The sequence below is a fragment of the Vibrio sp. V42_P2S4T144 genome (genome assembly GCF_009904715.1).
GTDB classification, from domain to species: domain Bacteria; phylum Pseudomonadota; class Gammaproteobacteria; order Enterobacterales; family Vibrionaceae; genus Vibrio; species Vibrio alginolyticus.
Window position 1 is genome coordinate 1 of the sequence record NZ_WXWS01000556.1, and the last position, 18879, is coordinate 18879.

The window sequence follows — 18879 nt, forward strand, 5'->3', positions numbered from 1 at the left end:
GTGATTACGCAACGTTATGAAAAGGCGACTTATGAAGTTTCTCCACACGATGATCCGTGTAGCTGACCTAGACAAATCTATCGAATTTTATACAAAAGTTCTGGGAATGAGTGTTTTGGATCGTTTTGAAAACCAAGAATACCGTTACTCACTGGTGTTTGTTGGTAACCCTGATCAACCAGATGGCGCGACCATCGAGCTAACTTATAACTGGGATACCGACAGTTACGACTTGGGTAACGCATTCGGACACATGGCACTGGGGTCTGAAGATATTTACGCCGCTTGCGAAAAAATTAAAGCGCTTGGTGGCAACGTTACTCGCGAGCCAGGTCCAATGAAAGGCGGAGAAACTCACATCGCGTTCATTAAAGATCCCGATGGTTACCAAATCGAACTCATCCAAACTCAAAAATAACGAGGTTTCCTATGACAGACGCATTATTTCAACCCATTCAACTTGGCTCTCTCTCATTAAAAAACCGTATCGTTATGCCTCCGATGACGCGCTCTCGTGCTTCTCAACCAGGTAATATTGCTAACGACATGATGGCGACCTACTATGCTCAACGTGCTGAAGCGGGCCTAATCGTTGCTGAAGGCACACAAATTTCGCCAATGGGTCAAGGCTATGCATGGACACCAGGCATTTACAGCCCAGAGCAAATTGCTGGCTGGAAAAAAGTAACTGATGCAGTGCACGAGAAAGGCGGCGTTATCTTCGCGCAATTATGGCACGTTGGTCGCGTGACTCACCCTGATAACATTGGTGGTGAGCAACCTATTTCTTCTTCTGCGCTAAAAGCAGAAAACGTGAAAGTATTTGTCGATAACGGCACAGACGAACCGGGTTTTGTCGATGTGGTTGAGCCACGTGAAATGACCAAACAAGACATCAAGAACGTTATTGAAGAGTACCGCCAAGCCGCACTAAACGCGATAGAAGCCGGATTCGATGGTATCGAGCTTCATGCAGCGAATGGCTACTTGGTTAACCAGTTTATCGATTCTGAAGCGAATAATCGCACCGATGAATACGGTGGTTCCATTGAAAACCGTCTGCGTTTTCTTGGTGAAGTGGTAGAGGCGATGACGCAAGCTATTGGCGCAGAGCGTGTTGGTGTTCGTCTTGCACCATTCACTTCGTTAAATGGCACCGTTGATAGTACGCCAGTCGAAACCTACACCGCCGCTGCAGCGCTGCTTGATAAACTCAATGTGGTTTACATTCACATTGCAGAAGTGGATTGGGACGACGCGCCAGACACTCCGCACGACTTTAAAACCGCAGTTCGTGAGGCGTATAAAGGCACACTGATCTATGCCGGTCGTTACAACGCAGAAAAGGCGCAACACGCGATTGAAAGTGGTTTAGCCGACATGATTGGCTTTGGCCGTCCGTTTGTTGCAAACCCAGACTTACCAAGCCGCATCAAGCATGGCTATCCGCTGGCAGAACATGACCCTGCCACATTGTTCGGCGGCGGTGAAAAAGGCTTGGTGGACTACCCTGCGTATCACGCGGGTTAATTCATCTACGTAAAGCTGATTCGTAACTCGCGACAAACCAATAGCGAAACCAAAAGAACCTTGCTCTTCCCCCTGTGACACCAAGATGCAGGGTTCTTTTTAGGCAAGCCACCAGAATTAACGTCTTTGACAAGATGTACAACCTCGGCACGCAGAGCGCGTCGTTTTACTGAGCAAACTGCGTTGTACTTTACAGTAAGCATTCTTTAAAGCACGACGACCTGAAAACCAATCATCCGGTTTAGTGAGGATTAAGTAGCCGTGAAACCTCTTAACCAACTCGGTTCGATTGTTTTCGATAAATCGGCTATCAAACTCGATGTCGAAGTAATTCAAAGCCTCTTCGATACAAGTAAAGCTGGCAATTTTTTCCTGAATCGTATTCTCTGTCATCGTTTCTTTAGCGTAATCATTTTCAATGAAGTCTAAGTGCCTCGCGCTTTACGTTCTTTGATTTAGCGCTTCTTAAGATCATTCTTTATGGGGTTTCCATATTGAAATTCAATTTGGGAATTCGTTAACCCACCTAGCATTTTCATTTTGACAATCAATTTAAGGTACTGATTTAAATAAATATTATTTCTGGTTCATATTTTGCTCTACTTCATTAAACGGAATGTTGGAGCAACACGATATGACTTACAGAGCAGAAGTAGACGGATTAAGGGCGATTGCTGTCACGTTGGTGATTTTGTTTCATGCAGGAGTTGAGCAATTCGCTGGTGGCTTTATTGGCGTCGACGTGTTTTTTGTGATCAGCGGCTATTTGATCACCACCATCGTGATTAACGACTTAGAAAACCAGAAGTTCAACCTTGGTGATTTTTATGAGCGACGCATTCGTCGCATACTCCCCCTCTTACTGGTGGTGATCGCCGTCAGCTATTTGATGTCTTGGTGGCTATTTTTGCCGCAAGCACACAAAGACGTTGGTCAGTTTGCAGTATCTTCCATTCTTTCCTCATCCAACATTCTTCTGTATTTAAAAGGCCACAATTACTTCGGTTTAGAAGATCAAGCCAACCCGCTGTTTCACACTTGGAGCTTGGGCGTTGAAGAACAATACTACATTGTCATTCCTTTGCTACTCATGCTACTCGCTCGTGGCAAAAACGCGTTTTACCTGACTTTTTTCATCGCGGTATTTGCGCTGAGTTTGATGACTATTGTCTACGAGAGCAACGATCCTGATTTCGCTTTTTACATGATCTTCTCTCGTGCTTGGGAACTGGCAACCGGTTCATTACTCGCATTAGTGATGAGAAAAGTCCAAGTTCAATCTAACGATACGCTGGCAACCATTGGCATCGTTTTGATATTGGCTTCCGCGCTTTTGTTTGAAAAATCGCAAGATGGTGCGGGCATTACGCTGCTGGTGCCGGTCATCGGTAGCGCGTTGGTGATTTTGTTTGCCTCTAAAGACAATGTCTGCGGTAGATTACTGAGCCTAAAGTGGGTCGTGTTCGTCGGCTTAATCAGCTACAGCTTATACTTGTGGCACATTCCATTATTTGTCTTTTACCGCTACGTGTTGGATGCAACACAAGACATCAATATCCCACTTTACGTTGTCACTCTTTTTGTACTTTCTTACTTCACTTGGCGCTTTATTGAAAAGCCGTTCCGTAGCCGAAAAGCCATGAGTATGCGCACTGCGTCCGTGGTTATTGTGTTGTTGACGTTGCCCTTGCTAACGTTCGGCGTTATCGGTCATAAAAACGGTGGTTTTCCAGAAAGAAGCGCATTTTTCGAGGCCATGCGCGTTAACAACGGTTATGGTTTAGATTGCAACGGCAACACCAACGTTAACGATGTGTGCTCGTCTGCGCCGCAGCCCGACATCGCTGTGTTAGGCAATAGTCACAGCATGGTTTACGTGAAGCGTCTATCCGAAGTAACACCAACTGGCGTGGTGCAACTTACTCAAGATTCCTGTGCGGTCGGTTATGTCGACACCATCAAAGGTGCTGGCTCAGTTCCTTGCCGACAGTTCTTCAATGAGGCTGTCGATACAATTCTAAGTACCCCTTCCATTCGTCGCGTTGTTATCTCTTCTAATTTCAATAAAGAGCTTTCACAAGCCGATTATGAAGCATCATTAACCAAATTATTGAATGAACTGAAAGGAAAGGAAGTGGTCGTTTTCGGTCCAACCCCTTCTGCACCGTTTGCGGTAGGAGAATGCCTTTGGAAAGCGCGTTTGTTTGGCGAGACAGAAGAGTCTGCCTGCGACTTTTCTCCCAAACAACATCACCCTCAAAACGTGGCGAAGTTAGTGAACTACTTTGAGCAATTTGAGCACGTTGAGTTTGTCGACTTGACCGATGCCATTTGCAGAAATGGCGTATGTCGAATGAGAGTTGGAGCAAACAATGCGATGTATACGGATGACAGCCATTTATCTTACAAAGGTGCTGAGTTGGTGCTTGGGCATTACCTCAACACTACAAATGAAGCGCAACAGTTCACTTACGATCGACAATAACCAAGGAAATAAACTTTTATGCTTCAGCGCTTATCTCAGGTAAGCGCTGAATGCTTTAAAGCAAGACAAAGCTAGGCGTCTATTTGAAAATGCGCGGATCAAACGCGAAATCGAGCTTTTCGGCTTTCTTGATGATCTCTTTCATTTTGGGATGATTTGGATTCACCACGTAGTTTTTATCACGAGGTGAAATCGTTGAAGGCACTTGCAGCGCGGCAAACTCTGGATGAGGATCATTGAGAAACTGATCACCAATGTACTGCGTAGACTCGCTCGCCGGTATTGCTCGCCACGTCACAGGGAGATCTTCTTCATCTAAGGTGGCGATGAGGTATTCTGGCATTTCAATACGATATAAATCGTAAAGTTTGGTGATAGCAGGATCGTTGTTTACGTGAACAAACACTTCCAACGAACAAAGGGATTCCGATTCAGAGAAGTAGAGGGCTTCGGTTCCTTTTGAGTTCCATCGCCCTCCAAATAACTTTGCGCCAACGGGGCTGAATGGCGTGTCAGCAAATTTCTTTTGTGTGAGACGATAGAGCTTCATATTACGAGAATACCCCGTGCTCTAAACGGCCGATCAAATCTTTTACGATTTCAAAATCCACCGTGGTCGAGACCATATCAAGTGGACGTTTTCCACCTAAGCCATACACATTCTCTCTCATCCATTTTAACGCGCGCTCTTCGTCGTCAAACAGTTCTGTCGCGAGTTTCAATAACATCGCTAATCGATAGATTGCATCACTTTCTTGCGTATTGAAGCGCTCATCGTTTTTTAGACGACGCTTGACCGTGCTGACAGGTATCAATGTGACGTTTTGAAACTCACTCTGAGAAAGCTTCACACGCTCAACAATATTGCGATACACCTTTGGCTCAAAGCCTTTGTGAACCGCATCAGTGCGACCTGTTTCAGCGTCTTCAATACCCAACATAAACCAGAAATTGGCTTTATGAGGTTGTTTCGGTTTGAAGCTTTTTAATGCTGCAGTTGCCATATCAAGCTCCTATGGTTCATATGGTCCAGTTATTATGGTTCAAATGAGCTTAATTTTCAATCAAAGTAACAATCAAAGTAAAAAGATAGGTAAAGAAAAAGGCGAGCTTTTCGCCCGCCTCTCTTACTTATTCATCAACCCATCTACCGACAGGCATCGTTTCACTTATTGCAAGTCAAAACGATCCGCGTTCATGACTTTCGTCCATGCGGCGATGAAGTCATGGATGAATTTTTCCTGATTATCATCTTGCGCATACACTTCCGCATACGAACGCAGGATCGAGTTTGAACCAAAGACAAGATCCACTCGAGTAGCCGTCCACTTCACAGCGTCGGTTTTACGATCACGGATTTCATATTGATTAGCACTCACTGGTTTCCACGTATATGCCATGTCAGTAAGGTTCACGAAGAAATCATTCGACAAAGTGCCGACTCGCTCAGTAAATACGCCCTCTTTTCCACCGCCGTAGTTACTGCCTAGAACGCGCATACCACCGATAAGTACCGTCATTTCTGGCGCCGTTAGCCCCATAAGCTGAGCACGATCTAATAAAAGCTCTTCTGGCTTAACCGCGTAGTCTTTCTTCAACCAATTTCGGAAACCGTCAGCGACAGGCTCAAGAACTTCGAATGATTCAACATCCGTCATCTCTTGGGTGGCATCACCTCGGCCTGGCGCGAATGGCACACATACATCATGACCTGCGGCACGCGCAGCCAGTTCAATACCTACGTTCCCAGCAAGCACGATAGCGTCTGCAACACTACAGCCCTCTTCTGCTGCTATTTTTTCTAACACCGCAAGAACACGGCTTAGACGTTCAGGTTCGTTCCCTTGCCAATCTTTTTGTGGAGCCAAGCGAATTCTCGCGCCATTTGCACCGCCTCGGCGGTCAGAGCCACGGTAGGTACGCGCGCTATCCCACGCCGTACTTACTAACTCACTAATGGATAGGCCACTTGCTTCAATTTTTGTTTTCACTAAATCGACATCGTAGTCTGTCTTACCTGCGGGCGTTGGGTCTTGCCAAATAAGATCTTCGCTTGGCACATCAGGGCCGAAATAACATGATTTTGGTCCTAGATCGCGGTGTGTCAACTTAAACCAGGCACGAGCAAAAACGTCATCAAAGTACGCAGGGTCATTTTGGAACTTTTCTGCAATCTTACGATATTCAGGGTCCATTTTGAGCGCCATATCGGCGTCGGTCATGATTGGATTGTAGCGCTTAGAACCGTCTTCAACATCGACAGGCTTGTCTTCTTCTTCAATGTCGATTGGCTCCCATTGCCATGCACCTGCTGGGCTCTTTTTCAGTTCCCAGTCATACTTAAATAGTAGGTGGAAGTATCCGTAGTCCCATTGTGTAGGGTGTGTTGTCCAAGCACCTTCAATGCCACTCGTTACCGCGTCACGGCCAATGCCACGTGTTTTGTGGTTAATCCAGCCAAGACCTTGCTCATGAACGTCTGCTGCTTCGGGCTCTGGGCCAAGGTTTGCGGCATCACCATTACCATGACACTTACCCACCGTGTGACCACCAGCTGTGAGCGCGACGGTTTCTTCATCGTTCATTGCCATTCGCGCAAAGGTCACTCGCATGTCATGTGCTGTTTTGAGAGGATCTGGGTTACCGTCTACCCCTTCAGGGTTCACATAGATAAGACCCATCATTACCGCAGCAAGCGGGTTTTCTAAATCTCGCTCACCAGAGTAGCGGCTGTTATCAGCGTCACTTGTGGCTAACCATTCTTGCTCAGACCCCCAGTAAGTGTCTTTTTCTGGGTGCCAAATGTCCTCTCGTCCAAACGCAAAGCCAAAGGTCTTAAAGCCCATGGATTCGTACGCCATGTTACCGGCAAGGACAATCAGGTCTGCCCAACTTAGTTTGTTGCCATATTTTTTCTTGATTGGCCATAAAAGGCGTCGAGCCTTATCGAGGTTGGCGTTATCTGGCCAAGAGTTGAGAGGAGCAAAGCGTTGGTTGCCTGTAGCAGCACCGCCACGGCCATCCGCAATACGATAACTGCCCGCTGCATGCCATGCCATTCGGATCATTAAACCACCGTAGTGTCCCCAGTCGGCAGGCCACCAGTCTTGGCTATCAGTCATTAAATCTTTTAAATCTTTTTTAAGTGCTTCGACATCTAGCTTTTTCAGTTCTTCTTTGTAATTAAAGTCCTGACCAAATGGGTTGGTTTTGGAGTCGTGTTGATGCAGGATGTCTAAGTTCAAGGCATTCGGCCACCAATCCATCACCGACTTATCTGTAGATGTTTGCCCACCATGCATAACTGGACATTTACCTACCGAACCGCCGTTTGCTTTGCTCATATAATGCTCCTTCGTGTCGTGGTTGTGGTAACCACTCTTTGTTATTCAATAAATCGAATATCCACCTCAAACAGCGTAGTTCATACACTGTTTTTTTAGTTAACGCCAAGTCAAAATTTCAAACATTTCAGCGAATAAATAATTGTTATCAAACATTTACCTATATGCAGAAAATATGGATAGAGATCAGTTTAAGTCCATACCTGAATACTTAATCCCAGACAGCCTCGCCATGTTGTGATCCCAGGTCGCTAAATCATGATGACTAAATTCATTCAGAGCGTGATGACCACACGCCCTCGCCATGACTTTCATGAGCTCGACCGAGGATTCGAAGAAATTTTTCAGTTGCTGGGATGACTTTTCAACGTCGAGACGCTGCCTCAAATCGGCATTTTGTGTCGCAATGCCTGCTGGGCAATTATTGGTGTTGCAGATGCGAGCCGCGACACAACCGATCGATTGCATCGCACTGTTTGCTATCGCTACTCCGTCTGCTCCAAGTGCCAACGCTTTGACAAAATCCGTAGGAACTCGCAACCCACCGGTGATGATTAATGTGACACGGTCACTTACGCCTTTTTCATCTAAGTACTTACGTGCACGAGCTAATGCAGGGATGGTGGGCACACTAATATGATCACGGAGCATAGTTGGCGCCGCACCCGTGCCACCACCGCGACCATCTAAGATGATGTAATCAGTCCCAGCATCAAGCGCAAACTGAATGTCTTGCTCAATATGGTTGGCACTGAGTTTAAATCCAATTGGAATACCGCCTGTGATGCCACGAACTCTGTCAGCAAACTTTCTGAAATCGTGAGTAGTGTGAAGATCTTTGAACGTTGGTGGTGATATCGCTGGTTGTCCCTCGGGGATGCCTCTCACCTGAGAGATCTTACCTACATTTTTATTTGCAGGCAGATGACCACCCGTGCCCGTTTTTGCTCCTTGCCCACCTTTAAAGTGAAACGCCTGAACATTAAGAAGCTTAGATTCGTCGTAGCCAAATTGAGCACTAGCAAGCTCATAGAAATACCGTGAATTAGCGGCTTGTTCTTCCAGTAACATGCCACCCTCACCAGAGCAAATCCCAGTCCCTGCCAACTCTGCACCTTTTGCTAGTGCAATTTTCGCCTCTTCAGAAAGTGCGCCAAAACTCATGTCCGACACCAACAAAGGAATGGCGAGTCTGAGCGGCTTACGCGCGTTTGGTCCCACAATCAACTCGGTAGACACAGGAACGTCTTCCAACAACGGTTGTGTCGCCATTTGCGCCACCATGATTTGTATAGCATCCCAATGTGGTAGCAAATGCCTAGGAACCCCCATTGCAGCCATCGGACCATGATGACCGAGTTTAGAGAGTCCTTCTCTCGCTAATTGGTGGATAAACTCGAGGGTTGGTTCTTCTTGAGTAGCAGACGCCGTTGGTTTGTCTCTTTTCTCTCGCTTTTGTTCCGGTCCCTCTTTACCGACTTGCTCTGCGGTAAATCGCTTGTGTGTACCATCACAAAAAGGAGCATTGGCGGTATGCTTACATTGGCAGAGATAGGCATCTTCGTCTTTTTCCGCACTAAAGCTCATTGGCTTTAAGCCGGTTCCCGAATGAGACCCATCGCAGTAAGGTTTATTTTTAGAACGCCCACATCGGCAGAAGTAGTATTCTTGCCCAGCTTTCAACTCTACTTTGATCGGCTTGTTATCAGCGATGATTGGCTTGCTCATGTTGCCCCCTATTTATTATTGTTAACCATGCTTTCTCGCTGGCTTGCAATAAGCGTAGAACAGGAGCGTAAAGAGCGTCAGTGTAGCCGAGTAAAATGCGCGATTGTCGCCCGACTAACCTATACTTTTTATGGGTCTCATACACGTGGAGGCTATATGACGATTGCAACCCGATTAGATGAATATTTGACTGAGCATAACATTCACTTTCAAACCGTGAATCACAGCCACAGTCATAGCTCGCTACAAAGTGGTGTTGCAGCAGGTGTGCCTTTAATGAATATCGCAAAAGGTGTGATTCTTGAGGATCATGAAGGGCGTCATATGATGGCGGTCTTACCTGCCAACAACAAAATCAGTTTGTCGAGATTAAACGACGAGTTTAACGCCACCTTCCACTTGGTGAAAGAGCGTATGGTTTACCGACTCTTCACCGATTGTGAACACGGCGCTATTCCACCGATTGGTAGTCCTTACCACATGTCGACAGTTTGCGATGAAAGATTAGCAAATTTGGAACATGTCTATCTCGAAGCTGGCGATCATGAAACTCTGATTAAGCTGGACAGAAAGGCGTTTAAAGAACTGATGAACGACTGTAGATATCTAAGATTCAGCAGTGAAGTTCTGCATTAAACTTGCCAAAACCTCTCGACATTTCCTGAACAAGGCTCTTTCAACAAGAGCCTTTCTTTGTTTTGTTGGTAGCACGCGAAGGAAGTTTCTCGGACTTTGGTGCTCAGCGTTTCAGAGCACATAGAAACAAAAAACCGCCTATTCGGGCGGTTTTTTATCAATCAAATCATAATTATTATCGAACAAAGATCTTTTGGATCGCTTTTATCGCCATAGCCCTACGGCGCATTAATACGCTCGTTCTTGGCAACCATTTCGGTGTGTGAAGAATGGTTTTCGCATGACTAAAAGTTCTGAATCCTTCCTCTCCGTGATAATGCCCAATACCCGATTCACCAACGCCACCAAAAGGCGCATCTTCAGCGCCAACATGTAAAACCGTATCATTAACGCCGACGCCACCACTGTGGGTGTTGCGTACAATATGTTTGATAGTCGATTTGTCGTCCGACATAACATACAGCGCAAGTGGTCTTTGGTGCTGATTAATGTAGTCAATCGCTTCATCAACGGCATTGTAGGGCTTAACAGGTAGAAATGGCCCGAAGATCTCCTCTTGCATGATTCGCATATTCGGCGACACATCCGTGACCAAATGAGGATACAGAAGTCGTTCCTCTTGGGGCGACGCCTCAACAGTGTGAAGGTTAGCACCTTGCGCTTTTGCATCCTCAAGTAGCGCAGTCAAACGATCATATTGTCGTTGGTTGACAATATGGGTCAGCTTTTGATTCTTGTTGGATTTTAAATAGAGCTTTTCAAAACGTTTTAAGAATAGCGAAATGAACTCTTCGACACGTTCTTGCGGTACAAATGCGTAGTCAGGCGCGACACAAATCTGGCCTGCATTAATGCATTTACCAAACAAGATAGCATCAACGGCTTTCTTCATGTCTGCATCTTTTGCAATGATCACCGGGGACTTTCCACCCAACTCTAACGTCACCGGGGTAAGGTTTTCCGCTGCCGCTTTTGCCACTGCGCGACCAACACTCGTAGAACCCGTGAACAAAAGGTGATCGAATGGCAGTTGGCTGAATGCTTGTGCGACGTCTGCTTCACCCTCAAAAACTTCGACATACTCAGACAACCCACGGCAAATATCGACGATGACTTTATTGGTTTTTGGCGTAAATTCGCTGAGCTTCATCATCACGCGGTTGCCAGCAGCCAATGCTGTCACTAAAGGCGCAAGGCTCAAAATCACAGGAAAGTTCCACGGTGAAATGATCCCGACGACACCTAACGGTTGATACTGAACGGTGACTTTAGAAGGTGCGAGCAATAAGCCGGATTCGCGCTTGCTGGGTTTGCACCATTTTTTTAGTCGTTTGAGGGTATAATTAATATGCGAGACCGTTGGCAAAACGTCGGTCATAGCGGTATCAAATTCTGAGCGATAGCCAAAATCGTCACTTAACGCTTCAACCAGCGCTTGTTTGTTCTCAAGCAGCGATTTTTTTAACAAAACGAGGCGCTGTTTACGTTCATCTAAACTAGGATAAGGCTCGGCTGCATATGCCGCTTTTAAGCGTTCGAGGCTTTGCTGTAACAAGTTATCTACTTCAACCTCTGTGATTGCGTTCATGATGCTTCTCCTAGCCTAGTTTCTACCAATGACGCCCCAAGTTAACACGAGCGCAACAATGTTACTATTGTAGCGCTCGTGAAGTTAGAGTTCGAACTCTGATTAAAATATCTCTAGGGTGGATACTACGTCAAACGTAGTTCATAAATGCCTAGTCGTTGAGAGCGGTCAAGCATATCGAACTCATGATCAACGTATTCTTTTAATGTGGCGCCTGCACGCTCAGCAATATTGATGCTAGCGATGTTATCTTCCATACAATGGAACTGAATGAATTGTGCGTGCCCTTTCTTCTTCAAGAAAGGGATCAATACTGCGAGTACTTGATCAATCACACGATGGCCTCGCCCATTGTTAGCAAGCCAGTAGCCAATTTCAGTAACACGTGTATGTGAATCCACACCTTTAATGCCAATAACACCCGTAAGCTGCTCATCAAAATAAATTGCACACCAGTGGGAATCAAGCGCGTTACTGTTCACTCGCTGGGAAATGTAGTTCACGGCCTCTCGATGATTCGTGACAGAATCCGTCCAAGGTAGATAGCCCTCAAGGCTCTCTCGGTGAGTGTTCACAACCTCTAGTAAAGCGGACGCGTGTTTCGTGTTGAGGGGCTCAATTGAGACCCTTTGCGAGACGGAAAAACGCTTCTGTAAGTGATTTCCTTGATACGTCTCTTGGCATGTAACTTCATCCATAGATGTTATTCCTTTTTATTGTGAACGCTCAGCGCAAATCCTAACGCTTCATTTTATGAGAACAAACCTCTCTATAAAAACTAATCAAAGCCGTTGCCGTTCATTTAGCCCTTTTGATCGATCAGCGTAAATGGCGTTAGTGATGCCACATCTACATAATGCTTCCATACATGTTCATAGAGGTGATGCTGATTGGCAAACGGAGCCAGCTGCTTAGCTTCTTCAAGCGTACACCAGCGATACTCTGTATGCTCTTCGTTAAGAACAACTGATTGGTTAGGCGGACAAAATAGCACAAAACATGGGATAACCATGATACGGTTATTTTTTGCTTCGTAGAACTGCTCTAGAAAGTCTGCTGTATGTAACTCAACTTGGTCAATTAGTGTCTCTTCTTTTAACTCTCTTAAAATGGTTTGCCACCCGGCTTCACCCGCTTCGATACCACCTGCAACATGGCACCAATAGCCACCTTTTACGCGTTTGAGTAACAGCATTTTTTCTATGCCATCAATTTTTGAAATGACAACGCCTGAAACATGCGTTGCTTTTATCGGGATCATGTAAGCTCCTTAAATATCGAGTTTTTATTGTTACGCTGAGAGAGGCAGATTAATTGCTACGTATTTTACTGTTTATTCATCTTGTCGACAGAAGTGTTTGAGTTGAGAGGATTTAATCGCTAACTAAGTATGCTAAAGTGAGATCTGTCGCAACAAATGAGCAGTAAAATGTCCAATTCATTCAACACTATGATTCCCATCGGTGTGCGCTTTATGGTGCTTTCCGCGTTCGGCTTTGCTCTGATGTCGGCTACAGTAAAGCACGTCGGCAACTACGGTATCCCCGTTTTTGAAATCGTTGCAGCAAGAGCGCTCGTTTCACTTATCATTAGTTATTTCGATGTAAAGCGAAAACGAATTTCTGTATGGGGCAATAATAAGCCATTACTATTTGCACGCGGTGCTGTGGGTACGATGGCTCTGATGTGTGTATATTATTCAGTGACCACCTTACCTTTGGCAGAAGCGACGATATTCCAATATATTCATCCGGTATTTACTGCACTACTCGCCGTATTTTTCTTGAAAGAGCGCATCCAGCCGTCAACTTTCCTTTGTATTGCGTTGTGCTTACTCGGCATCTATATCATGGTAAGCCCAGAAACTGGGCAAGGCTCAGATAGCGCTTTACCAATGTTTAGCGTCATGATTGCGATCTTAGGCGCATTTGGTAGCTCAATTGCCTACGTCATTGTCAGAAAACTGAGTCAGACAGAAGACAGCTCAGTGATCATTTTCTATTTCCCGTTGGTTGCTCTCCCCGCTTCACTCTTACTGATTGGCGACGATTTTGTAATGCCCGATCTATATCTGACTTTCATGTTGGTTCTAGTTGGTGTCTTTACCCAAATTGGACAATTGGGGTTAACCAAAGCGATGCAAACTCAACAAGCGGGTAAAGCCTCCGCTTATTCGTATATCCAGATCGTATTTTCTGTGTTGTTGGGCATCATTTTCTTTGGCGAGGTTCCGATCATTTGGACGTACGTCGGTGGCGGTCTGATTGTTACAGGCGCATTAATTAATGCGTTTGGTCATCACTTACGGTTACCTTTTATTAAGCGCAACGCTTGATATACCTACCCAGAACCGTAAACACGACATTTAGAAAAACAGCCAGAGTGACTCTGGCTGTTTTGTGTTTAGCCTAACGTTAAGCTGATATTTTTAACCCTGCGATACCAGCGACAATCATTAGCAAGCTTAAGGCTTTGATAAGTGTTGCTGGCTCATTGAACAGATAAATACTCACGACTGCCGTGCCTATTGCGCCAATCCCTACCCATACGCCATAAGCAATGCCTAAAGGCAAGGTTCTTAACGCAATGCCAAGCAACCAAAAGCTCAATAACATAAAGACAATAGTGAATGCCGAAGCACCGAATTTGGTAAACCCTTGTGAATATTTAAGACCGACAGCCCATGCGATTTCACACAAGCCCGCAATGAAGAGAATTCCCCAAGCCATGTCACATTTCCCAACGAGATGGGGTCGTCCCCGAGAAAAGATAGAGCGGTGAGGTCGTCCTCACTTCTGATTGACTGCTTATTATATACAGAAATTTAAACATAAAAAATAAAACACGGCGATAAACATACAACTCAAACATCTCATGTACGCTTAAATTCTACGCTTTTCTTTTTAACGGTGGCGGACTCTCTATTTCGCATCAATAACGACACCGTTTTTTAACAATTTACATATAACCTTCTGGTGTTGAAAGTGTTGCATTTATTGCACAAATCACACAAAAACTAATTGAACATGTAAATATGAAAACGTTTGTGTGACTAATATCGCTTAAAACAATGACTGATGACTTTAATATTCAGCCGAATTAATTATAAGGTATGACGTACCCATGAAAGCAATCAAAACCTCTATCGCTATCCTTGTTGGCGCCGCTCTACTATCTGGATGTAATGACGATACTGAATACGTCAATGTTCAGCCTAAAGAAGTAAAAATAGCGACTTACAACCTCTCTTTTGACCGCGCTACCTTCGAAACTTTGGTAGATGAAATGCAAATTGAACCAACGCAGCAAACTGCGTTGGTCACCTCTTATTTAGACGGTTCAATCGCAGCCGAAGACAAAACCACTGCGGAAAAAGTCATTCAAATTCGTAACGTTGCAGCAATCATTCAAAAGAATCGTCCTGATGTTCTCATGATGGCGGAATACAACAACGATGGAACAGGTGAAAACAAAGCAGCCATTGAAGGATTCCAGAAGAACTACTTGTCTGTCGCGCAAAGTATCGATGGCGCGGGCGGTGAAGCAAACCTTGAGCCTATTGAATACCCTTATGCTGAATCTTATTCAACCAATACAGGGTTGTTGAGTGAGTTTGATCTCGACAACAACGGAACCGCAGGTCAAATGCCAGGTGATGCATGGGGCTTTGGCATGTACCATGGTCAATATGCATTTGCCCTTATGTCTAAGTATAAAATTGACACGGCAAACACACGTACATTCCAAGCATTTAAATGGAAAGATATGGAAGGTGCGAAAATTCCAACCATTACTATCTGTGACGGTTCGCAAAAGATTCCAGACGGCATGAAGTGTGGTGATGAATGGTACTCAGCGGAAGAATGGGATCAAGTGCGTCTATCTTCGAAAAATCACGTCGACGCGCCAATCATCATTCCAACTCGCAATGGCGAAGAAGTTGTACACTTGTTGATGTCTCATCCTACTCCACCAGTATTCGACACCGGTAAAAACAAAGCGCAAAACGCAGCAGAAGTGGAGTTTTGGCATCATTACATTCAAGGCAAAGACTATTTTTACGACGATGCGGGTAAAACAGGTGGCTTAACGAACGGCGCTAAATTCGTAATGATGGGTGATCAAAACCTTGATCCAGTGTCTGGTGACGGCATTAGCTCTGTAATGCAAGAGCTGCACAACGATCCATTGGTTAATCAAACCGTGATGAATGGTGAGCTTTACCCAACAAGCTTTGGTGCAGCTGAACACGCTGCTGACCGCAGTTCAACTCACCCATATCCGAATCGCATCACTTCAACGTTTGGCTTAGGGGTAGACTATGCCTTGCCTTCAGCAAATTTGAATGTAATAGACTCTGGTGTGTACTGGTCAGCGTCTTATGAAGAAGGCCGTAAACTATTTAACGATGCACGTATCGGTAAGTATGGTGATGGTAAGGATGTATCTTCCGACCATCGCATGATCTGGATTAAAGCACAGTTCTAGACTGCATAAAAAAAAGCCAACCACAAGGAGTCGTGATTGGCTGTATATATTTGTGAACAAGATGGTTCACTAACAACGTCAGTTGGCTAGGTGACCCTCGGCTTAGAAAGGGTCACTCATACTAAAGCATGAGGCGTGCCAACTTTTAAGCGCACAAAAACAGGTTGTTATTTAATCACTTTCATTAAAACTTAACCAATAGCTACTGTTTGCTCACAGAATAAATTGCAATTTGCAAACTACCATTGGCATTTCGCAATAAACCTGATCTTTAGCTCTTGCTTTTATTGCTTCCTAGCTAAGTCGCGTGCAAGGATTAACGCAAGTCCGAATACTTGCAAGAAGAGTCCGATATTCTTGTACCAAGCGATCTTTTCATCCTGCTTTGCCATTACCTCATTGAGCTCTACATTCTCAATGTAGTAATTATCGATGCGGTCTCTATACGAAGCTTGTGCCTGATTTATCTTTGACATTAGTTGAGGAAGTTGATCAATTTTTATTTCATCCGACTCGTTGAGAACCCAAGAAGATAAATGCCCTGCTAATACCTCTTCTAGCTCTAAAGGTATCGCTACGCTCTGACTTATGTGCACATGCAGCAGTAAAGCTTCTCTTTTCCTTTCTAGGGTTTCCACACTGTTCCATGCGAGTTGGATGGAATACAAGTTTTCTGCTGTTTGCTCTGCGAGCTGCGAGTGCTGTTTACCCAACTTATCAAGGACTAAGCTAGTAACGATGATCGCGCCAATATTCAGTACTAATCCAATCAGAACGAGTACCCAAGGTGGTGGAATGTAACGTCGCAGACTTACCATAACTTATCGTATGGCAGGTAAATCATATTTAACACAACCAATGAAAGTATCACCAGAAATGTCACCTGCATCCCTCTAATGCGCTTTTTCAAGTCTTTTTTCAATATGCCTTTAGCATGAATAACTCGACCAATTACAAAAATAATACCGGTGAGATGTATCCATGTTGGGTAAGCACTATTGAATTCTAAAAGTGCCATTAAAATCAGGGTGATGGGGATATATTCTGTCGCATTGCTCTGGGCACTACGAGCAATTTGTAGAGCCTCTACCCCACCATCGGCATAAGCAATTTGATTTAAGCGACGTTGCTTAATTACTTGAACAGCCAACCAAATAATGAGTATTGCGAGAATGTTGGCATACAGAGCAGTGATCATATGTCGTCCTTCTTGATCTGGTTTTCACTTATATAAGCGTGTCACTTGGCTATAACTATAGCGGTATCATTATGATAATGCGTCAAATAATCTCAAGTTATGATTTCTACTCGGAAAAAAACGAAAGCCAATGCTTCATGACATTAAAAATGCCCTCGAATGGAGGGCATAAGAATAAAGAAGCTAATATGTGAGAATATTGAAACCACTATAAGGGGTGTTTGACCAGCTTTTTGCGCCGATGCCCTTTGATAATACTTTCAAAAATTGTGAACAACAGCCCTGCCCAAATAAATGCAAAGGTCACCGCTTTCACTTCGTCAAACAACTCGCCAAAAAACATAACTGCCAACACAAACTGCAAGCTTGGTTCGATGTATTGCATTAGACCGACGGTTGATAAATTAGTTATACGTATTGCGATAGAATAAAATACGAGTGGTAAAAGTGTGATAGGTGCGCTGCCAAAATACAAAAGCAATGTTGTGGTATCTGTGCCCGAAGCCAGTTCACCAGTTGCCCATTGTTTATAGAGCAAATATGCGAGTGCAACTGGAGTCAGTAACAACGCCTCAACAAACAAGGTTGTACTCCAGTCATAATTTATCTTCTTCTTGTACAGCCCATACAAAGCAAAGAACAACCCCATCGTTAGTGCGATAACGGGTAGCTGACCATAGTGAATCACTTGATACATAACACCAATTGTTGCCAACACTATTGCAATAAGTTTGCCTTTTGAGAGCCTATCCCCAAGAATAAATACGCCCAGCGCAACAGATACTAATGGTCCAATAAAGAAGCCTAAGCTGGCATCGATGACCCGATGATGGGTCAAAGCCCAAGTGAACGCACTCCAAGAAATACACATCAAACTGCTCGCCACAAACGTGTACCACAAGGATTTTTTATCAAGCCAGATTTCTTTCCAATTCAGCCCTCGACGGGTTATCCCAAGTACAATTAGAAACCCGACAGGTACAGACCCAATGATTCGCCATGCTAGCAACTCATCCATAGAAGCATTTGGTAAATAACGATAATAAATTGGTAGCAATCCCCAGATCACAAAGGAGAATGCTGCCATAAAAGTGCCATAACGAGTGTTATTCATAAAACTATCGCCCATCTAAACGACCAATTTGGCGTAAGTAAACAAGTCCGCCATACATAAAAAGGAATGCAATCCCGCAGTGACTTTATGATGCAGATGGCATTATTGGCTCAACGCTTGTACGACGGCGGTAAAGCCACTCACAAAACACAACATAAGTGCCCCAAACCGAATCTTTTCTTTTGGTAACGACTGGGTAGTTTTCATTGCTAGCCAGTAACCAAGCGCCGCAGCAGGTAATAGAGGAATAGTAATGACCAAATGATGCAATGTGAAGAAGCCCACTGGGATTTGTACTATTAGTGAAATAATCGAACTGAAAACAAAAAAAGCCGATAAGTTGCCGCGTAACTGATTTGCTTCTTGATGCTGCAACAATAACGCCATCGGAGGGCCTCCAATCGCAGAACTGGTACCAAACAACCCAGAAAAGAAACCAGCACATGTCATACGCGAAGGCGTAGGCTCAACCCGAAACGGTAAAACACTCACCACGACTGCAAACAGCACCAACAAACCAATCCAAAGCGTGAGAGTTTGTGTAGATACAAAAAAGAGTAGCAAGCCACCAGCAATTGATCCCGGCACTCGCCCAATCAACGCCATCTTTAAGCCGCCGATTTCAACACTACTGCGGTGCTTCATCGCATTCATCAACGAAATAAATAACGCGACTAAACAGATTGGCGCAGGAACATATTCTGGCGCCCAAAGAATCAGTAAAGGTGCGGCAACAATAGCCAAGCCAAACCCGATTGCGGTCTGGAC

General features: G+C 44.7%; 19 protein-coding genes. 6 read left to right on the top strand and 13 right to left on the bottom strand.

Annotated elements, in window-relative coordinates; all coding sequences use genetic code 11:
• Positions 1 to 31: 31 nt before the first annotated feature.
• On the top strand, positions 32 to 418 hold the full coding sequence (gene gloA, locus CAG68_RS18495; RefSeq protein ID WP_005376490.1) for a lactoylglutathione lyase: 387 nt from the start codon (positions 32 to 34) through the stop codon (positions 416 to 418).
• A gap of 11 nt (positions 419 to 429) precedes the next feature.
• A complete protein-coding gene (locus CAG68_RS18500; RefSeq protein WP_054866340.1) occupies positions 430 to 1530 on the top strand; it encodes an alkene reductase in 1101 nt (366 codons plus the stop codon).
• A 117-nt stretch (positions 1531 to 1647) separates the two neighbouring features.
• Here CAG68_RS18500 and CAG68_RS18505 read toward each other — a convergent pair whose 3' ends face one another.
• Positions 1648 to 1923, bottom strand: a complete 276-nt coding sequence (locus tag CAG68_RS18505) for a nitrogenase-stabilizing/protective protein NifW (protein ID WP_017820985.1) — start codon at positions 1921 to 1923, stop codon at positions 1648 to 1650.
• A 241-nt stretch (positions 1924 to 2164) separates the two neighbouring features.
• Between CAG68_RS18505 and CAG68_RS18510 the strand changes: the two genes are divergently transcribed.
• The gene (locus tag CAG68_RS18510) at positions 2165 to 4015 is read left to right on the top strand and encodes an acyltransferase family protein (protein ID WP_161441488.1); all 1851 of its coding nucleotides are present in this window, start codon (positions 2165 to 2167) and stop codon (positions 4013 to 4015) included.
• Between the two features lie 79 nt (positions 4016 to 4094).
• Here CAG68_RS18510 and CAG68_RS18515 read toward each other — a convergent pair whose 3' ends face one another.
• The 4 genes from CAG68_RS18515 to CAG68_RS18530 all read right to left on the bottom strand — a co-directional run bounded on the left by CAG68_RS18515 (position 4095) and on the right by CAG68_RS18530 (position 9087).
• Positions 4095 to 4565, bottom strand: coding sequence for an RES family NAD+ phosphorylase (locus CAG68_RS18515; RefSeq protein ID WP_005376497.1), 471 nt, complete (start codon positions 4563 to 4565; stop codon positions 4095 to 4097).
• Position 4566: 1 nt separating this feature from the next.
• On the bottom strand, positions 4567 to 5019 hold the full coding sequence (gene parS / locus CAG68_RS18520) for a type II RES/Xre toxin-antitoxin system antitoxin (RefSeq protein WP_005376498.1): 453 nt from the start codon (positions 5017 to 5019) through the stop codon (positions 4567 to 4569).
• Between the two features lie 165 nt (positions 5020 to 5184).
• On the bottom strand, positions 5185 to 7359 hold the full coding sequence (katG, locus tag CAG68_RS18525) for a catalase/peroxidase HPI (RefSeq protein WP_161441489.1): 2175 nt from the start codon (positions 7357 to 7359) through the stop codon (positions 5185 to 5187).
• A gap of 186 nt (positions 7360 to 7545) precedes the next feature.
• On the bottom strand, positions 7546 to 9087 hold the full coding sequence (locus CAG68_RS18530; RefSeq protein WP_161441490.1) for a glutamate synthase-related protein: 1542 nt from the start codon (positions 9085 to 9087) through the stop codon (positions 7546 to 7548).
• A 156-nt stretch (positions 9088 to 9243) separates the two neighbouring features.
• Here CAG68_RS18530 and CAG68_RS18535 point away from each other — a divergent pair, with 156 nt between their 5' ends.
• Complete coding sequence (locus CAG68_RS18535; protein ID WP_005376501.1) at positions 9244 to 9723, top strand: aminoacyl-tRNA deacylase; 480 nt, start codon at positions 9244 to 9246, stop codon at positions 9721 to 9723.
• Positions 9724 to 9898: 175 nt separating this feature from the next.
• On the opposite strand, the gene CAG68_RS18540 is transcribed toward CAG68_RS18535, so the two are convergent.
• The 3 genes from CAG68_RS18540 to CAG68_RS18550 form a co-directional block, all read right to left on the bottom strand.
• Entirely contained in the window at positions 9899 to 11311 is a 1413-nt protein-coding gene (locus CAG68_RS18540) for a coniferyl aldehyde dehydrogenase (RefSeq protein ID WP_017820990.1), read from the bottom strand.
• Between the two features lie 125 nt (positions 11312 to 11436).
• Positions 11437 to 12009, bottom strand: a complete 573-nt coding sequence (locus CAG68_RS18545) for a GNAT family N-acetyltransferase (protein WP_025767834.1) — start codon at positions 12007 to 12009, stop codon at positions 11437 to 11439.
• A 104-nt stretch (positions 12010 to 12113) separates the two neighbouring features.
• The gene (locus CAG68_RS18550) at positions 12114 to 12572 is read right to left on the bottom strand and encodes an NUDIX hydrolase (RefSeq protein WP_005376504.1); all 459 of its coding nucleotides are present in this window, start codon (positions 12570 to 12572) and stop codon (positions 12114 to 12116) included.
• A gap of 168 nt (positions 12573 to 12740) precedes the next feature.
• Between CAG68_RS18550 and CAG68_RS18555 the strand changes: the two genes are divergently transcribed.
• Positions 12741 to 13646, top strand: a complete 906-nt coding sequence (locus tag CAG68_RS18555) for a DMT family transporter (protein WP_005376505.1) — start codon at positions 12741 to 12743, stop codon at positions 13644 to 13646.
• Positions 13647 to 13725: 79 nt separating this feature from the next.
• On the opposite strand, the gene CAG68_RS18560 is transcribed toward CAG68_RS18555, so the two are convergent.
• Positions 13726 to 14040 (bottom strand): DMT family transporter, encoded by a 315-nt coding sequence (locus CAG68_RS18560; protein WP_005376506.1) that lies wholly within the window; start codon positions 14038 to 14040, stop codon positions 13726 to 13728.
• Positions 14041 to 14434: 394 nt separating this feature from the next.
• On the opposite strand from CAG68_RS18560, the gene CAG68_RS18565 reads away from it, so the two are divergent.
• Positions 14435 to 15799 (top strand): endonuclease/exonuclease/phosphatase family protein, encoded by a 1365-nt coding sequence (locus CAG68_RS18565; RefSeq protein WP_161441491.1) that lies wholly within the window; start codon positions 14435 to 14437, stop codon positions 15797 to 15799.
• A gap of 284 nt (positions 15800 to 16083) precedes the next feature.
• Here CAG68_RS18565 and CAG68_RS18570 read toward each other — a convergent pair whose 3' ends face one another.
• The 4 genes from CAG68_RS18570 to CAG68_RS18585 all read right to left on the bottom strand — a co-directional run.
• Positions 16084 to 16617: a hypothetical protein gene (locus CAG68_RS18570; protein ID WP_033906497.1), complete on the bottom strand. Its 534-nt coding sequence runs from the start codon at positions 16615 to 16617 to the stop codon at positions 16084 to 16086.
• A complete protein-coding gene (locus CAG68_RS18575; protein ID WP_005376510.1) occupies positions 16611 to 16997 on the bottom strand; it encodes an MAPEG family protein in 387 nt (128 codons plus the stop codon). Before CAG68_RS18575 ends, CAG68_RS18570 begins: the two co-directional genes overlap by 7 nt.
• Positions 16998 to 17205: 208 nt before the next feature.
• Entirely contained in the window at positions 17206 to 18111 is a 906-nt protein-coding gene (gene rarD, locus CAG68_RS18580) for an EamA family transporter RarD (RefSeq protein ID WP_064369681.1), read from the bottom strand.
• A gap of 102 nt (positions 18112 to 18213) precedes the next feature.
• Positions 18214 to 18879 (bottom strand): TSUP family transporter (locus tag CAG68_RS18585; protein ID WP_161441492.1); only part of this gene is annotated, 666 nt, incomplete at its 5' end.

Bases quoted from the DNA above. Each gene is read 5' to 3' on its own strand.
- CAG68_RS18575 (WP_005376510.1), bottom strand. From the start codon at position 16,997: ATGATCACTGCTCTGTATGCCAACATTCTCGCAATACTCATTATTTGG.
- CAG68_RS18550 (WP_005376504.1), bottom strand. From the start codon at position 12,572: ATGATCCCGATAAAAGCAACGCATGTTTCAGGCGTTGTCATTTCAAAA.
- CAG68_RS18570 (WP_033906497.1), bottom strand. From the start codon at position 16,617: ATGGTAAGTCTGCGACGTTACATTCCACCACCTTGGGTACTCGTTCTG.
- katG (WP_161441489.1), bottom strand. From the start codon at position 7,359: ATGAGCAAAGCAAACGGCGGTTCGGTAGGTAAATGTCCAGTTATGCAT.
- rarD (WP_064369681.1), bottom strand. From the start codon at position 18,111: ATGAATAACACTCGTTATGGCACTTTTATGGCAGCATTCTCCTTTGTG.
- CAG68_RS18560 (WP_005376506.1), bottom strand. From the start codon at position 14,040: ATGGCTTGGGGAATTCTCTTCATTGCGGGCTTGTGTGAAATCGCATGG.
- CAG68_RS18515 (WP_005376497.1), bottom strand. From the start codon at position 4,565: ATGAAGCTCTATCGTCTCACACAAAAGAAATTTGCTGACACGCCATTC.
- CAG68_RS18535 (WP_005376501.1), top strand. From the start codon at position 9,244: ATGACGATTGCAACCCGATTAGATGAATATTTGACTGAGCATAACATT.
- CAG68_RS18505 (WP_017820985.1), bottom strand. From the start codon at position 1,923: ATGACAGAGAATACGATTCAGGAAAAAATTGCCAGCTTTACTTGTATC.
- CAG68_RS18555 (WP_005376505.1), top strand. From the start codon at position 12,741: ATGTCCAATTCATTCAACACTATGATTCCCATCGGTGTGCGCTTTATG.
- CAG68_RS18530 (WP_161441490.1), bottom strand. From the start codon at position 9,087: ATGAGCAAGCCAATCATCGCTGATAACAAGCCGATCAAAGTAGAGTTG.
- parS (WP_005376498.1), bottom strand. From the start codon at position 5,019: ATGGCAACTGCAGCATTAAAAAGCTTCAAACCGAAACAACCTCATAAA.
- CAG68_RS18545 (WP_025767834.1), bottom strand. From the start codon at position 12,009: ATGGATGAAGTTACATGCCAAGAGACGTATCAAGGAAATCACTTACAG.
- CAG68_RS18510 (WP_161441488.1), top strand. From the start codon at position 2,165: ATGACTTACAGAGCAGAAGTAGACGGATTAAGGGCGATTGCTGTCACG.
- CAG68_RS18565 (WP_161441491.1), top strand. From the start codon at position 14,435: ATGAAAGCAATCAAAACCTCTATCGCTATCCTTGTTGGCGCCGCTCTA.
- CAG68_RS18500 (WP_054866340.1), top strand. From the start codon at position 430: ATGACAGACGCATTATTTCAACCCATTCAACTTGGCTCTCTCTCATTA.
- gloA (WP_005376490.1), top strand. From the start codon at position 32: ATGAAGTTTCTCCACACGATGATCCGTGTAGCTGACCTAGACAAATCT.
- CAG68_RS18540 (WP_017820990.1), bottom strand. From the start codon at position 11,311: ATGAACGCAATCACAGAGGTTGAAGTAGATAACTTGTTACAGCAAAGC.